At 52.4% G+C, this 16,555-nt stretch carries 13 protein-coding genes; 7 read left to right on the forward strand and 6 right to left on the reverse strand.

What is annotated here, in order from left to right; translation table 11 throughout:
• The first annotated feature begins 239 nt into the window (after positions 1 to 239).
• Positions 240 to 1,211 (forward strand): octaprenyl diphosphate synthase, encoded by a 972-nt coding sequence (gene ispB / locus KNV97_RS16855; protein WP_136487588.1) that lies wholly within the window; start codon positions 240 to 242, stop codon positions 1,209 to 1,211.
• Between the two features lie 254 nt (positions 1,212 to 1,465).
• Here the strand turns inward: ispB and mdh are convergent, their stop codons facing one another.
• The gene (mdh, locus tag KNV97_RS16860; RefSeq protein ID WP_136487589.1) at positions 1,466 to 2,401 is read right to left on the reverse strand and encodes a malate dehydrogenase; all 936 of its coding nucleotides are present in this window, start codon (positions 2,399 to 2,401) and stop codon (positions 1,466 to 1,468) included.
• Positions 2,402 to 2,799: 398 nt separating this feature from the next.
• On the opposite strand from mdh, the gene argR reads away from it, so the two are divergent.
• From argR to KNV97_RS16885, 5 genes are all read left to right on the forward strand, one after another.
• Positions 2,800 to 3,273, forward strand: a complete 474-nt coding sequence (argR, locus tag KNV97_RS16865; protein WP_136487590.1) for a transcriptional regulator ArgR — start codon at positions 2,800 to 2,802, stop codon at positions 3,271 to 3,273.
• 384 nt (positions 3,274 to 3,657) lie between these two features.
• The gene (locus tag KNV97_RS16870; protein ID WP_136487591.1) at positions 3,658 to 4,626 is read left to right on the forward strand and encodes a TAXI family TRAP transporter solute-binding subunit; all 969 of its coding nucleotides are present in this window, start codon (positions 3,658 to 3,660) and stop codon (positions 4,624 to 4,626) included.
• 247 nt (positions 4,627 to 4,873) lie between these two features.
• Positions 4,874 to 7,453 (forward strand): TRAP transporter permease, encoded by a 2,580-nt coding sequence (locus KNV97_RS16875; RefSeq protein WP_218562404.1) that lies wholly within the window; start codon positions 4,874 to 4,876, stop codon positions 7,451 to 7,453.
• A gap of 118 nt (positions 7,454 to 7,571) precedes the next feature.
• A complete protein-coding gene (locus tag KNV97_RS16880) occupies positions 7,572 to 8,009 on the forward strand; it encodes a universal stress protein (protein WP_136487593.1) in 438 nt (145 codons plus the stop codon).
• Positions 8,010 to 8,171: 162 nt separating this feature from the next.
• On the forward strand, positions 8,172 to 8,555 hold the full coding sequence (locus tag KNV97_RS16885; RefSeq protein WP_218562405.1) for a DUF2061 domain-containing protein: 384 nt from the start codon (positions 8,172 to 8,174) through the stop codon (positions 8,553 to 8,555).
• A 133-nt stretch (positions 8,556 to 8,688) separates the two neighbouring features.
• On the opposite strand, the gene KNV97_RS16890 is transcribed toward KNV97_RS16885, so the two are convergent.
• Together KNV97_RS16890 and rraB are read right to left on the reverse strand one after the other, a co-directional pair.
• On the reverse strand, positions 8,689 to 9,489 hold the full coding sequence (locus KNV97_RS16890; RefSeq protein WP_218562406.1) for a glycosyl hydrolase 2 galactose-binding domain-containing protein: 801 nt from the start codon (positions 9,487 to 9,489) through the stop codon (positions 8,689 to 8,691).
• Between the two features lie 114 nt (positions 9,490 to 9,603).
• The gene (gene rraB, locus KNV97_RS16895) at positions 9,604 to 10,026 is read right to left on the reverse strand and encodes a ribonuclease E inhibitor RraB (protein WP_136487596.1); all 423 of its coding nucleotides are present in this window, start codon (positions 10,024 to 10,026) and stop codon (positions 9,604 to 9,606) included.
• 14 nt (positions 10,027 to 10,040) lie between these two features.
• On the opposite strand from rraB, the gene KNV97_RS16900 reads away from it, so the two are divergent.
• Entirely contained in the window at positions 10,041 to 10,223 is a 183-nt protein-coding gene (locus KNV97_RS16900; protein WP_136487597.1) for a hypothetical protein, read from the forward strand.
• A gap of 96 nt (positions 10,224 to 10,319) precedes the next feature.
• Here KNV97_RS16900 and tldD read toward each other — a convergent pair whose 3' ends face one another.
• Genes tldD through KNV97_RS16915 form a run of 3 tightly spaced genes read right to left on the reverse strand, consistent with a single transcriptional unit; the run spans position 10,320 to position 16,548 of the window.
• Positions 10,320 to 11,765, reverse strand: a complete 1,446-nt coding sequence (gene tldD / locus KNV97_RS16905; RefSeq protein ID WP_136487598.1) for a metalloprotease TldD — start codon at positions 11,763 to 11,765, stop codon at positions 10,320 to 10,322.
• Positions 11,766 to 11,767: 2 nt separating this feature from the next.
• Positions 11,768 to 12,595 (reverse strand): carbon-nitrogen hydrolase family protein, encoded by an 828-nt coding sequence (locus tag KNV97_RS16910; protein ID WP_136487599.1) that lies wholly within the window; start codon positions 12,593 to 12,595, stop codon positions 11,768 to 11,770.
• An 11-nt stretch (positions 12,596 to 12,606) separates the two neighbouring features.
• Positions 12,607 to 16,548 (reverse strand): YhdP family protein, encoded by a 3,942-nt coding sequence (locus KNV97_RS16915; protein ID WP_218562407.1) that lies wholly within the window; start codon positions 16,546 to 16,548, stop codon positions 12,607 to 12,609.
• Positions 16,549 to 16,555 lie beyond the last annotated feature (7 nt).

Consider the following 16,555-nt stretch of genomic DNA (forward strand, 5'->3'; position numbering starts at 1 on the left):
TTACATTTTGAGCAATAAGGGTGTGCGCTAAACTAATCATCAATAGGGCGCAGATTCTACGTGAATGACGACCCTATGACAAGCCATATTTGAAAAAAATTGGCGAAAAGCTAATCGCCAAATAAAAGTGCGCCAATCATGCCCTTAAGCCATGTATTAATCAACGTTTTTTAGTGTATTATTGCCGCATTCTTGAAGAACCAAATGCCTTACAAGTTCTAACTTCAGCCGGATGTACAATGGATTTTAAAGCTATCCAAACGCTTACTGCCGATGACATGGCAAAAGTGAATGAAACAATTCAAGCGCAGCTCAACTCTGACGTTTCTTTAATCAACCAACTTGGCTTTTATATCGTCAATAGCGGTGGCAAGCGTCTGCGTCCGCTGCTGGCGGTTTTATCGGCCAGAGCGCTCGGTTATCAGGGCCAGGGTCATACCCTCGCTGCTGCGTTTATTGAATTTACCCATACCGCCACACTGCTGCACGATGACGTGGTCGATGAATCGGACATGCGCCGCGGCAAAGCGACGGCCAACGCTGCGTTTGGTAATGCGTCCAGTATACTGGTCGGCGATTACATTTATACCCGCTCGTTCCAGATGATGGTGGAGCTTGGATCGATGAAGATCCTGCAACTGATGAGTGAAGCGGTTAACGTGATTGCAGAAGGTGAAGTTCAGCAATTAATGAACTGTAATGATCCGGACACCAGCGAAGAGAGCTACATGCAGGTCATCTACTCCAAGACTGCCCGCTTGTTTGAAGCCGCTACTCAGATTGGTGCAATCTTAAACGATGCGCCAGCGCCTATTGAAATGGCCCTGCAAAATTACGGTAAATATCTTGGCACCGCATTCCAGCTCATCGACGATGTGATGGACTACACTGCCGACGGGAAAGAGATGGGCAAAAACGTCGGTGACGACCTGGCAGAAGGAAAACCGACCCTGCCACTGCTGCATGCGATGCGGAACGGCACGCCGGAGCAGGAAGCGATGATCCGTGAAGCGATCGAACAGGCCAACGGCATGGATCGTTTAGATGACATTCTCGCGGCAATGGATCAGGCCGGCTCGCTGGCATACACCGTTAAGAAAGCGCAGGACGAAGCCGATAAGGCGATTGCAGAGCTGGATGCGATTCCGGACAGCGAATACAAACAAGCGCTGATTACCCTGGCTCATATGGCGGTACACCGCAGTAAATAGGCCGGCGTCCCCACGCCCAGCGACTCGTCGCGCGACAGTCATAATTCGTCCTCAATGTGTAAACACATATCAGGACGAGACACCGCTAACAATAAAGCCTCGCACCCAGCGAGGCTTTTTGTTACGTAACCGGACCGACCGTATCAGTTGCATAGCTTGCCCATGATCAACCGCAGCGCGCATAAAAAAACCGCTCGTCACAAGAGCGGCTTTTATGTGATTTGTCGGCAGGGCTGAGCGATCAGCCAGACGATTTACTTAACGAAATCAACACCGATTTGGATATCACCTTTCAGGGTATCCAGCATGCCTTCCAGTGCGTCCTGCTCGAACGCGCTCAGCGCGCCGTAGCTCAGCACTTCTTCGATACCCTCTTTACCCAGCTTGACTGGTTGAGCAAAGAAAGAGGCATGTTCACCATCACCTTCGACATACGCATACTCGATAACCGCTTCATCGCCCTGCAGCGCTTTAACCAGCGACAGACCAAAACGACATGCAGCCTGACCCATCGACAGCGTTGCCGAGCCGCCACCCGCTTTCGCTTCTACCACTTCAGTACCCGCGTTCTGGATACGCTTGGTCAGTGCCGCCACTTCTTCATCGCTGAACTCAACGCCCTCTACTTGTGACAGCAGCGGCAGGATAGTCACACCTGAGTGGCCACCAATCACAGGCACACGGATCTGGCCTGGATCTTTGTCTTTCAGTTCTGCAACGAAAGTTTCTGCGCGGATCACGTCCAGCGTCGTGATACCAAACAATTTGCGTTTGTTGTAAACACCGGCTTTTTTCAGCACTTCGGCCGCGATTGGCACAGTGGTGTTGACCGGGTTAGTGATGATACCGATGCACGCATTCGGACAAACTACGGCGATACGCTCAGCCAAAGACTTAACGATACCCGCGTTAACATTGAAAAGATCCGCACGATCCATGCCCGGTTTACGTGCGACACCCGCAGAGATCAAGACTACGTCGGCACCATCCAGCGCAGGGGTTGGATCTTCACCAGAGTAACCTTTGATCGAAACCGGAGTCGGAATGTGGCTTAAATCAGCCGCTACGCCTGGCGTTACCGGTGCAATGTCATATAGAGCCAGATCACTACCGGCAGGAAGACGGTTTTTCAGTAACAGAGCGAGGGCTTGACCGATGCCGCCTGCGGCACCAATAACAGCGACTTTCATCGTAGTTCTCCTTGAGAGTGAATCTTCTTATAAGTTTTTAAATATTATGTAGGGTGGTGTTGTCTATCTTTTATCCAACCCTGAAAAAGCTATAGCAATCACAAAGTGATTACAATCAATTAACGTCAGCTTTGCGACCTTGCGCAACTCCGCTCGTAGCGGCCTTTGGCAAGGGGCGCGATTATGAAATGATTTGTGTTGGATGACAAAGATTTAAGTGCTTAACTGAACTAACCTTATCTATTTTACAGTGACCTTTTAGACAGTTTTAGGTGATAATTTGGCACGACTCCCCGACCTATGGGAAAATACTTTGAGGGGCCGTATCTCTTTCGCGCCAGTAAAACCGCGCAAGAGATACCGCTCTTCATCATCATTTCGCAAACAGTAGAAGAACAATGCGCCATACAGATAACAAACAAGACAATCTCGTCCGTGCTTTCAAAGCGTTGTTGAAAGAAGAACGCTTTGGCTCTCAAGGTGATATTGTCGACGCTCTCAAAAATGAAGGCTTCGACAACATTAACCAGTCAAAAGTATCACGCATGCTGACTAAGTTCGGCGCGGTTCGTACCCGCAATGCGAAAATGGAAATGGTTTACTGTCTGCCAGCCGAACTGGGTGTGCCGACCGTGTCCAGCTCGCTGCGTGAACTGGTCCTCGATATCGACCACAACAATGCCCTGGTTGTCATTCATACCGGTCCGGGCGCCGCGCAGTTGATCGCACGTCTGCTCGATTCTCTGGGCAAATCGGAAGGCATCCTCGGTGTGGTGGCCGGTGACGATACCATTTTCATTACCCCGACCTTAAGCATCAGCACCAAGCAACTGTTCACGTCCGTATGTGAACTTTTTGAGTATGCGGGCTAAGCTTTGCTATCGGCTGCAGTAACCTGGTTTTACTGAGTCAATTACCAACAAAGCGTATTAAAAACAGCCAGATGGAGTCACTCAGCCTAGCGTTAGTGTGACTCCACTCTCAAGTTAACCAAGGGTTAACATCTGGAACAAAATCTAATTAACTGATTGATTTTCATCCCTTTAATGCCTAAAAATCACGCGACTAAGTGTGAATTAAACCAGTCTGTTTTCCTACATATTGAGACAATCCTATAATTATCTTTCAATTTTTTGCTATTATTCAGCGACTTTTTTAACTTGTCGGTTGAAAAAGCTATCGTTTCTCGATGAAGAAACGCCCAAAGCAACTACACTTGGTTTGGGGCAAAATAGTAAAAGAAGGAAGGGAAATTCATGGCATTGAATAAAATAATTAAGGTCGGTGCAATTGCTGCCGCAATATTGGGCGCAGGCGCTGTTAACGCACAGGAATTCATCACAATTGGTACAGGTTCAGTAACTGGTGTTTACTATCCTACCGGTGGTGCTATCTGTAAGCTGATTAACAAAGACCGCAAGGAACACAATATCCGCTGCTCTGTAGAATCGACTGGCGGTTCTATTTACAACGTCAACACCATTCGTTCCGGCGAACTGGATTTCGGTATCGTTCAGTCTGACTGGCAATACCACGGTTACAACGGTACCAGCGAGTTTAAAGACCAAGGCCCGTACAAGAAACTGCGCGCAGTGTTCTCTCTGCATACCGAACCTTTCAACATCATCGCTCGCTCAGATTCAGGCATCAACAACGTGAAGGATCTGGCCGGTAAGCGCGTCAACATCGGTAACCCGGGTTCTGGTGACCGCGCCACCATGCAGGTTGTGATGGATGCATTTGGCTGGACCAATGATTCATTCAAACTGGCTTCAGAACTGAAAGGCTCCGAGCGTTCACAAGCTCTGTGTGACAACAAGATTGACGCCTTCATCTACATGGTTGGCCACCCGAACGGTTCAATCAAAGAAGCAACCACTTCTTGTGATGCAAAACTGGTTCCTGCTACCGGTCCTGAAATCGAGAAAATTGTTGCTGACAACCCGTACTACGCTTACAGCACAGTACCGGCTGGCATGTACCGCGGTACTGACACTGACGTGAAAAGCTTCGGTGTGGCAGCCACACTAGTGACCAGCGCTGATGTATCAGACGATGTGGCTTATAACGTGGCCAAAGCGGTGTTCGAGAACTTCGACACCTTTACCCGTCTGCACCCTGCTTTCGCTAACCTGAAAAAAGAAGACATGGTCAAAGCAGGTATCTCTATCCCACTTCACCCAGGTGCAGTGAAATACTACAAAGAAGTTGGTCTGCTTAAATAATTAAGCCGGCTGACTGATGCCCCGCTAACATCAGCAGACCTACGTCTGCTGATGATGACAATATCAAGCCCGATCTTTATCGGGCTTTTAACAGTAGTGTTTTTAGTCACTACCGTGTGTTTAGTAACAACCATGTATTTAGTAACAACCATGTGTTTAGTAACAACCGTGTGTTTAGCTTTTCGTTTGCTTTGAAAGGCTGCCTTTCCATGTTTACCAAGACCATCAAATAATAAGGATAACATCCATGACGCAGACAACGACGCCGTCGCAAGATGTGCAAGAGATGGTTGCACAGGCTGATACCGGAGCAAGGAATCCAAAAGGGATCCCAGGCCGAATTCTGTGGTTTGTACCACTGTGCTGGTCACTGTTCCAGCTGTGGTACGCCTCCCCGCTGCCATTCATTTTTGATTTTGGCGTACTCAATGATACCCAGGCTCGCGCCATCCATTTAAGCTTCGCTATTTTCCTCGCCTTCACCGCCTATCCGGCGCTGAAGAGCTCTTCCCGTGAGCGTATTCCGGCGGTCGACTGGATTCTGGCTCTGGCGGGCAGCTTTTCCGCGGCCTACATTTATCTGTTTTACCAAGAGCTGGCCGGCCGTTCAGGCGCACCAACCACGCTCGATGTGGTGGTCGCCGGCACTGGGATGCTGTTACTGCTCGAAGCGACACGGCGCGCGCTCGGTCCGCCGCTGATGGCGGTAGCCGGTGTTTTCCTGCTGTATACCTTTGCCGGTCCTTACATGCCGGACGTGATTGCTCACAAAGGTGCCAGTCTGAATAAAGCCATGTCGCACCTGTGGCTGACCACAGAGGGTGTCTTCGGTGTGGCACTCGGCGTATCAACCTCGTTTGTATTCCTGTTTGTGCTGTTCGGCGCGATGCTGGAACGCGCAGGTGCCGGTGCTTACTTTATTAAAGTCGCCTTCTCGATGCTCGGTCACATGCGTGGCGGTCCGGCCAAAGCGGCAGTGGTTGCCTCCGGTTTGTCCGGCCTGGTATCCGGCTCTTCGATTGCTAACGTGGTGACCACAGGTACCTTCACCATTCCGCTGATGAAGCGGGTCGGTTTCCCGGGCACTAAAGCGGGGGCAGTGGAAGTTGCCGCATCAACCAACGGTCAGCTGACACCGCCGATTATGGGCGCAGCCGCGTTCCTGATGGTGGAATATGTCGGTATCTCCTATGTGGAAGTCATTCGTGCCGCCTTGCTGCCAGCACTTATTTCCTACATTGCATTGATTTATATCGTGCACCTTGAAGCGTGTAAGGCCGGTATGCAAGGTCTGCCACGCCGCCACAACCCGACCCTGCTGCAAAGCCTGGCGTCATTTATCGGCACCATTCTTGCCCTGTGTGTCATCAGTGCCGTGGTGTATTACGGCATTGGCTGGACCAAAGATGTGTTTGGCGCTGCCGCCACTCCAATGGTTACCATCGCATTGCTGATCGTCTACGTCCTGCTGGTACGCGTGTCAGCCAAGTACGCCGATCAAGCCGGTATGAATCTCGATGAGGAACTGACTGAAATCCCGGACACCGGGCCAACGGTCAAATCCGGCCTGCACTTCCTGCTGCCGATTGTGGTTCTGGTCTGGTGTCTGACCGTTGAGCGTTTCTCGCCGGGTCTGTCTGCATTCTGGGCCACGGTGTTTATGGTGTTCATTCTGCTGACCCAGCGCCCGCTGATGGCAATCTTCAATCAGACCGGAGATCTGTCCGGCAAGCTGAATGAAGGCGTAACGGATCTGCTGGAAAGCCTGGTTGCCGGTGCGCGCAACATGATCGGTATCGGTGTAGCGACTGCAGCAGCAGGTACGGTTGTTGGCGTAGTGACTCTGACCGGTATCGGCCTGGTGATGACTGACTTTGTCGAGTTCATCTCTGGTGGCAGCGTGATCATGATGCTGATCTTTACTGCGGTGATCAGCCTGATCTTAGGTATGGGCCTACCAACCACAGCCAACTACATTGTGGTATCCACCCTGATGGCCCCGGTGATTGTCACCCTGGGCGCGCAGCACGGCCTGATCATTCCGCTGATTGCCGTACACCTGTTCGTGTTCTACTTCGGTATTCTGGCCGATGATACACCGCCGGTCGGTCTGGCCGCGTTTGCTGCGGCAGCGATTGCCAAGTCAGACCCGATACGGACCGGTATCCAGGGCTTTACCTACGATATCCGTACTGCCATTCTGCCGTTTATGTTTGTGTTCAACACCCAGCTTCTGTTGATGGGGATTGATACCTGGTGGCACCTCGCGCTGACGGTGATATCGTCGATTATCGCCATGCTGCTGTTCTCGGCGGCCACTCAGGGTTGGTGGTTTACCAAGACCAAATGGTGGGAAATCGTCGCCCTGCTGGTGCTGACGTTCACCTTCTTCCGTCCGGGATTCTGGTGGGATATGGTTTATCCGGCGCAGAAACTGTATCCGGGTACTCAGCTTGAGCAGGTGGTCGAACAGACTCCGGTCGGCCAGTCGGTGGCGATGATTGTGGCTGGTGACACGCTCGACGGTGATCATGTCTCGAAAACCGTATTGCTGCCGTTTGATGATCGTGCCCAGGGCGCGGATGAGCGCATTGCTTCAATGGGACTGATGCTGAAACCGGAAAACAATCGTATGCTGATTGATATGGTGGAATTCGGCAGTCCGGCAGAAGCGGCCGGTATCGACTTTGACTGGGAGATCCGTTCGATTGTGGTCGACAGTGATCGTCCGATGAAAGAGTGGGTATTTCTGCCAGCGCTGTTGCTGACCCTGTTACTGGGCTGGAACCAGAAACGCCGTGCGGCGCGCGAGCAGAATATTGCCTGATGCGATTGATCAGATGCCCTGCCTGGCAGGGCATCTGTGATCAGGCCCCCGGCAGCCAAATCCTGCTCAGATATACTGGGTAGTATGAAGGCCCTACCCTACACAGAGATTACGCATCATGTATAAACATATCCTTGTACCGGTTGATTTAAACGAAAAAGGCTTTGGTGATAAAGCCCTGCAACAGGCAATCTGGCATGCCAAACAAGCCAATGCCACCCTGCATCTGCTTAACGTGTTACCCGGCATCCATATGTCGATGGTCGCGACCTACTTTCCGAAAGATGCGGCCGCCAAAATGAAGCAGGATGTGCGTCAACAGCTGACTGCATTTGCCGAGCAACAGATTGGTGATGCCGTGCCTTATCAGTTGCATGTTGCTGAAGGCAAACCGTATTCGACCATCCTCGACTACGCTAAACAACTGCATGCTGATCTGATTGTCATGCCAAGCCACAAGCGCTCGAAACTTGATAAAGTCATGCTCGGTTCAGTGGCCAGTAAAGTCGTGGAGCTTTCACCGGTTCATGTACTGGTGGTCAAACCCCAGGCTTAACTCTGCTTTGCCCGCAGCGGCCATCTTAGTGATAGAAAAAGACGCTCAATGCGTCTTTTTTATTCGGTAAAACCTATTAAATAAATCGTTCAAACCCATTTTTGTTTTTGCGAATAATTATCAATAATACTCGCATCAAACAGATACAGGGTTGGACCGATCATGAAAAAGACACTCAGCTTTGCCGCTATTCACTTCACCATTGCGTTTAGCGTCGCCTACATTCTGACCGGGGATGTCATCATCGGCAGCCTGATCGCCATGCTGGAACCTATGGTCAATACCGTGGCTTTTTACTTTCATGATCAAGCCTGGAACCGTTACGCTCAACGCAGCGGTAAGACGGTCAATGCGCGCATCAAAACCGCGACCTTTGCACTCATTCACTTCAGTGTCGCCTTTAATGTCGCCTATCTGCTGACGGGGAGCTGGTTAGTCGGCGGGATCATGGCGCTGATTGAACCCAGCATTAATACCTGTGCTTACTATCTGCATGAGAAAAACTGGCAAAGTAAACACACCACTTCGTGGGGATGTGCTCACTAAGTATAAAGAATCAGTCATGCCAGCGCCGCTCTGCTGAAAATAGAAATCCCGCCTGCCTGCGGGATTTGTTGACCTCTGTCGGAGCTTAAAGCGCAGTGACCTCGGCTCAGAGCGGAATGACGCCACCGATAGCTCATAACGGGAAATGGCTGACGCACAGATCCTGATTTAACCCGAGCTGGAACGCCAGTATCTGCCCGTCCAGCTCAATCCGGACATCATAACGGGCTTGGTTTTCCGGCCGCTGCGGATCAAAGTATTGCGGAGCCTCAATCTGGAACAGTGCGCTGGCACGGCTGCTGCGTACATCAATCGGCAGCTGATAAGTCATGCTGCCAAACTTAACCGTCGCCGCAATCAGTCCGGGTGAATAGGTCTGAAAGAACAACTCCACCAGCACTTCACAACCACCGCCATGGTGCCAGATCTGCTCGGTCGCAACATGCTCAAGCCGCACATGGCGGATACACTGCAAAAACGGCGCACGCCAGATGCCGATCCGGCTGTCATAAGGTTTGGTCTGCTCAGCCGATAAGGCACACAGCTGGGCCGGCTCTTCATCAAGCAGCCACTCTTCCTCCTGTTCAAGGAACAGGATTTCAAACCGGTTACGGCCCGGATTCAACCAAGGTCGAATATCTTTACGATACACAGCCTGCAAGCCATCGCAGTCAAACAGGGCAACTCCGTTGAGACGCACTTCAGCATGATAGTCGATCCCCTCCAGCACCAGATCAATCGCCGCAAAGCTGAGCAGAGTGTCGTCGACCTCGATGTCATGCATCAGATGCCATTCCTGCTCAGCAATGCTCTGTTCAGACAGCTCATCAGGCAACACGGCGCTGAGCGGCGCCGGAAAGGTAATGTCATTCTGGGGAATGGATAAATCGGTCAGAGGAGAGAGCTGCCAGAGGCCGGCAAGAGAAAGCTGCATGAGATCCGCCGTTAGATAATAATCAGTTAAGGGCTTGAAGCACGGTTTACTTCATTCAAACATGCAGGGTAAAAAAATACCAGCCAAGTGGCTGGTATTTGTAACGATTATTATTTATGCGTCGTCGTCTTCATCTTCTTCGTCGTCACCGTACAACGCATCTTCACCCTCATAGTAGGTGCCCCAGCCGTCGTAAATGACGTCGTATTTTTCCGCCAGGTTGACCAGCTTCTCGACCTGCGCATCAATGCTGTCTGCATTCAGTGCAGACTGCATGGTCGCATCGAAACACAACAGCTTGTTGCCGTCTTCATCTTCGGTTTCTTCCGCTTCAAGCACTTCGAAACCCATCTTGAACGCTTCGACTGCCGCTTTCTCTAGCGTGTCAAAATCTTCGGCAAAGAAGTGGTGTTCGATCTCGTACTCAGCTTCTGGATCACTGCCGTCCTCAAGGAGTGCCTGAATGATATCGCGAGTCTCTTCCTTTTGGATCTCGAGTAACTCTTCAACTGACAGATATTCATCTTCATGAGACATAAGTGTGCTCCAGAATGGTTAAATTAGGTCAAATTTCAGTGCGACGAAATATGGCACGGATCGTCAGTAATTACCACCCACAAAACGATCCGGATCCGATCTTTCTGCCGCTGTTGGTTGATAAATATGCCAAAACCACCTCACGCCAGCAAGCCGCCAAAACAAAGCCGCATCACTGCGGCTTGGTTATGATATGAGCTGACGAATTAGCTATGAACTGATATTAGTTATGCACCGATATTCGTTATAAAGCGGTATTACTTATAAAACGGCATTAGTGATGAACCGATTCTCTACTCGGTACCACCCACGGTCAACGCATCCAGCTTCAGCGTTGGCTGACCAACACCGACCGGCACGCTCTGGCCGGCTTTACCGCACACGCCGACCCCGCGGTCGATACTCAGATCGTTACCGACCATAGAAACTTGCTGCATCGCTTCAATCCCGGAACCAATTAAGGTGGCGCCTTTTATCGGATGAGTCACTTTACCGTTTTCAATCATGTAAGCTTCAGAAGCTGAGAACACAAACTTACCGGAGGTGATGTCAACCTGACCGCCACCGAAGTTCGGTGCGTAGATACCTTTCTTCACTGTCGAGATGATCTCTTCCGGCGTATGCTGACCAGGCAGCATGTAGGTGTTGGTCATACGCGGCATTGGCAGATGGGCATAAGACTCACGGCGGCCGTTACCGGTCGGTGCCACCCCCATCAGGCGCGCATTGTGCTTGTCCTGCATGTAGCCTTTCAGAACACCTTTTTCGATCAGCACATTGTACTGACCGTTCACACCTTCATCATCAACGTTGAGTGAGCCGCGCAGATCTTTCAGCGTGCCGTCATCGACGATGGTACACAGATCAGAGGTGACTTTCTGGCCAATCTTGCCGGAGAAGACCGACGATTCTTTGCGGTTGAAGTCGCCTTCCAGACCATGACCTACTGCTTCGTGCAGCAGTACGCCCGGCCAGCCAGAGCCCAGTACCACCGGCATAGTACCGGCCGGGGCCGCGACCGCTTCCAGGTTAACCAGCGCCTGACGAATCGCTTCGTCAGCAAAAGAGTACGCCATCTGCTGACCATTTTCTTCCGAGAGGAAAAAGTCGTAATTGAAACGGCCACCGCCGCCTGAGCTGCCGCGTTCACGGCGATCGCCTTTTTGCGCCAGAACACTGATCGACAGACGCACCAGCGGACGGATATCACCGGCATAAGTACCATCGGTCGCTGCGACCAGGATCTGCTCATGCACACCACTTAGGCTGATAGAGACTTCCTGAATCAGCGGCTCTTTGGTGCGGATGTAAGCATCCAGCTGTTTGAGCAGTTCGGTTTTCTGCTGTTTCTCCCAGCACTCCAGCGGATTAACCGCAGCGTAGTAACTCTGGTTACTGCTGCGTTGAAAAGCCTGAACTTTGCCATTCTGGCCTTGCTGGGCAATGCCGCGCGCTGCGATAGCGCTCTGTTTCAGCCCGTCGAGCTGGATTTGGTCAGAGTAGGCAAAACCGGTTTTCTCGCCGGTAATCGCACGCACACCGACACCACAGTCAATGTTGAATGAACCGTCCTTGATGATGCTGTCTTCGAGCACCAGTGACTCATGCCAGCTGGACTGAAAGTAGATGTCAGCATAATCAATTTCACGAGTGGCGATGGTCGCCAAAGTGTCAGCGATATCCTGCTCTGTCAGCCCGGCGGGGGTTAATAGTGCTTCTTCAATACGGGTAATACTCATAGCTAACTCTTTATCTCTTTAAATTGATTATCAAAGCGCGTGTGCTCAATGATAGGCATGGTACGTCTTAGCCTGTCCAATTGGTCCAGTTCAATATCAGCCACCAGATTGGCAGGGCTTTGTCCCAGCGAAGCCACTACTTCACCCCACGGGTTGATGATCATGGAGTGGCCCCAGGTTTCACGTCCGCACGGATGGTGACCGCCCTGACCGACCGCGATCACCCAGCACTGGGTCTCGATTGCGCGGGCACGCAGCAACACTTCCCAGTGCGCGCGTCCGGTTACCGCGGTAAACGCGGCAGGTACCAGCAGAATCTGAGCCCCGAGGCGGCGCAGCTCTGCGTATAAATTAGGAAAACGAACGTCATAACAGATAGACAGCCCAAGCTGTCCGAACGGTGTCGGTACGACCACCACTTGGTTACCCGGGGTAAAGGTTTCCGACTCCCGATAACGCTGATGGCCATCGGCAACATCCACATCAAACATATGCAGCTTATCATAATGTGCCACTGCTGCGCCCTGCGGATTAAATAAAATCGATGTGGTTGTCACGCCCTCAGCTCTGGCGATCGGCATACTGCCTACCAGTAACCATAGCTGATTGTCGCGCGCAATGCGGGATAGCTCAGCCTGCATCGGCCCCTGGCCGAACGCTTCAGCATGACTGTGGTAGTCTTCGCGATTGCCCAGTACCACCGCGTTTTCCGGTGTCACCACCCATTCCGCACCCTGACCGGCCAGCACTTGTGCCTGCCTGGCGATGTAGGCCAGATTCTGTTCTACATCCGGACCTGAGGTCATCTGAATTAATCCGACACGTTGCATGTTCTCACTCCCTATTCTGCTAACTTTCTCAGCTTTTCCGGTAACTTGAACTCACCGCGGGTACGCGAGAGCTCTTTAACCGTCGGCGCATCCAGTGGCCCTTTCACTTCATAGTTGACCTGGGTAAAGATCTCGACCACAGGTGAAATCAGCGTATTAACGGCCAGCACATACAGCGCGGTGGCCGGCGTGACCGCAAATGCGCTCAAAACCGGAATACCGGAGGTCAGATCCGGCACAAAATTCACTTCCGCATCAACCGTTCGGGTGTTGAGATCCGCCAGACCTTTAATGGTCATCTCGCCCGCCACCGCATCCATTTTGATGTTATTGGTGACAAACACCCCCTGGGAAATTTCGCCGTTACCGGTGATCGAGTTAAATGCCATGCCGTCATCAAACACGTCACTGAAATCAAGCTGCATTTTACGAATGATCGAATCGAGGCTGAACAGCCCCAGCAAGCGGGCCGCGCCGCTGACATTCGAGATCACGCCTTTGCCGAGCTCAGTCTCCAACTTGCCCTGCAGAGTGTTGACCTTCATTGACCAAGGCGCCCCGTCCCACTGCAGCTGGCTGGTCATATCAAACGGCGCTTTCTGAATACCGGAGCTGATACCGAAACGCTCCATCAGATCGCTGTTATTGTCACCTTTCATGGCCAGATTCATCGTGGTATGGCTGCGGTCATTGTGCAGCGTCCAGCCACCGTTGATGTGCACTTCATTGGTACCGCTGGTCAGATCAATCTGTTTCCAGTTCAGGGTATTGTGCTGGCGTTCCATCGCCATCGCCAGCTTACCGACTTTATAGCCCTGCAACCAGAAGTCACTGATATCCAACTTAAGATCCGGCATCAGCGCGTGGAACTGACGATCAAAATCAGAAATCAAGGGGGCATCCTGTTTCTCGATATCGACCAGCGGCGCTTTCCCATCCTGCTCATCGAGCTGCGGAATATAGAGATGCAGACGCTGTAAGTTAACACTGAGCTTGTCCGGCAGTTGATAATCCGCCACACCCTGCGCTTCCTGACTGTCGATCGTCATCTGCCACAACTGATCTTTCTGACGCGCATTAAAAACCACATCATGCCAGTCCAGATCCGCCACATGCAGCTCTTTGACTCGCACGTCGACCCGCTGCGGGGGCGGGATCTGCGGGGTATTCACAGTCGCCAAAGCTGAGGTTGACTTGCTTTGTGGCTCAGGCTGCAGCAGAGAAATCCACTGGTCAAGATCTAACTTGTCAGTACGGATCTGCGCATCATGCCCGACCACTGGGCTGATGCGAAAACTGCCCTGGCCGACCACCAGATTGGTGGCGGTCAGGACCGGAACGGACTTGGTAATGTCGATTTCAGCCTGGTACTTGGCATTCGGCACCTGAACCCGGGCACTGATCGACTGCTGGTTACCGGAGGCTTGCAGCAATGCCGTCCCCTTGCTATTAACCGGCTTATTGAGCGGATACGGATAACGGCTTGCCACCCGGTTCAGATTAGCACGTGCATCAATCTGATAGGTAAAGCCGACATCGTTAAGCTGAATATCGACGCCCATCTGCCACGGCGCATGGCCCTGGAGAGGATTGAGCCAGCGCGCGCCGACATACGGCGCGAGCGGTTTCAGTTCCCAGTCACCGACCAGATCGATATTAACCGCATAGCCCTGCGCGGCACTTTCGCCCCGAAAATCAAACGAAATCGGCTGCTCAAGCAGCGAAGCCGACAAACCGGCGGCGGTCACCACATCATTGTCAAACTCAATCCGGCCGCTGACCGCTTCCAGCGTCATCGGCGGCGCATCAATCTCGACATGGTTTTTATCCAGGTCCACCCAGCCCCAGGCACGCGGCTCCTGCTCGGAGCTAAACGGAATATTGAGCTGGAATTCAGACGTCACATCACCGCTGACCTGAATCGCAGTCAGTGCCGCCCCCACCGAGTCGACCAGCGGCGTCGCGGTCATGTAATCACGCACCGTATTGCCCTGCGCCACTGCGCTGGCTTCAATTTCAATATGTCCGTCCGATTCAAGATGCGGAATACGGCCGGTAATGCGCTGCGCTTTGACCTCTTTCAGTGTTGCGGCATGTGAGTCAAGGTACATGGCATCATTTTCAAACAGCAGATCAAGCTGCATATCGGTAATCGCCGGCCAGGCGGTATCAAAACTAAAGGTCGCCTGTTTGAGACCAACCCAGGCCTGGAACATGCCGTTGTGATTCGAATAAGGGAAATCGCCCAGCTCACCGTACCACAGCAGCTTGGCAGTATTGACTTTACCGCCCTGAATCGCGGTTGAGAGATAGTCGGTCAGCTCATGACCCAGCGCCAGGGTCGGCAGATAACGCCAGGTCTCGCCGGCATTATGCAGATCGGCTTCGGCGTAAAAGGACAGAAACGGACTTTTATCCTCAGGAAAATCGAGCCGGAACGCGCCCAGCACCTGCAGATCCGGGGTCGCCGCGGTGACTTTATCCGCCCACAGTGACCAGCCGCTGTCATCGCGCTGCCACACCATATCGACCTGACCCTGGCGAATATTGAGCGGCGCCTGGAACACGTCACCATACGGCAGCACATCATCAATCAGACTGGCGTGAATCACCGCCTTATCCGGCGTTCCGCTCACTTTAGCCTGCAGATTATGCACTTCCGGCAGCAGTTCCCACTGCTTGATACCGATATCTTGCAACGTGGCCGAATAGCGCAGTGACTCAGGCGTCACACCTTGCTGCACACGCAGGTTTTCCACCAGACCGCTCGGACTGAGCTCATCAAGTAACTGATTGGTTTGCTGGGATTCCGGCACCAGACGGGTCAAGGGCAGCAGGGCCGCAATATCCAGTTGGGAGACGTTGAGGCGCCACTGCTGCGGCTGCCAGTCCAGGGCGAAATCGAGCTCCGGCCACGGCGTATCGTCAGTACGAGCTTTTAGTAAGTGCGCACTTACTTTCCAGCCATCTTTATGCGGAGAAAGGACCAGAATACCCGATTCAAGCAGCAGCTCATGGCGCTGCGAATCTGTGGCTTGTTCACTGCCGGATGACAACTCGGCATCCTGCTCAGCTTCTGACTCGGCAGGAGCCTGCTGCCAGATAAGCTCAGACGGTTTTAAGGCGACATAGCCATCGACCGGCTGATTGTTCTCCAGTGTCATCCAGCCGTCGAAGCTGACCACACCGCGCTGAATCCCGGTCGCATCTTTCAGATAACGGGTCAGCCACGGCAGGACGCGCAGCTTATCGGCACTGACATAGAAATCACCGGAAATGTCACTCAAAGAGCCGTGATCGCGAAAGTCAGCACTCACTTTGAGCGAGTTGATTTCCGCATCGGCCAGGCTGACTACCCCTTCGGCCAGATGGCGCTGGCCCTGGTTTTTCCAGTGCAGCTTATCAATATCGAGCTGGCGCATATCGCCGGCCAGACTTTGATACTGAATGGTGGAGTTCTGCAAAGAGAAGTCATCTAACTGACGTAAGAAAAGATCATCCAGGCGGCGTAATACCCGCCCCTGAGCGCCGGGCAGCGCCTCGTCACCGGAAGACGGGTTCAGCTGGTTGAGATCAACCGAACGGATATCAAGCCTGAGCTGATGGATAACCAGATTAGCGACCACCGGCTCTTGCTGTAGCAGCGAGTCAAACAGATCAAACTCGACATCAATCCGGTCGGTGTTAAATTGAATCTGACTGCCGTCAGGGAAACGGGCCTGAACGCCCTGCAGGGCCAGCGACGGGTGGGTATTGCGCCAGAAGCCACGTACATCCGAGATTTCAAACTGAATGTGGCTCTGCGCGCTGACCCAGCCCTGGATCTCATCCTTAAAGCGATTCATTTCCGGCAACAGAACACGCAGCGCCGTGATGGCAATTGCCAGCAGCACCAACAAACTGACCAGCAGCCAGGTTACGATCCGCCCAAGGCGAGTTAACATTGAGATCACTCGCTGT

This window comes from Vibrio ostreae, from assembly GCF_019226825.1.
In the GTDB taxonomy this organism is placed as follows: Bacteria; Pseudomonadota; Gammaproteobacteria; order Enterobacterales; family Vibrionaceae; genus Vibrio; species Vibrio ostreae.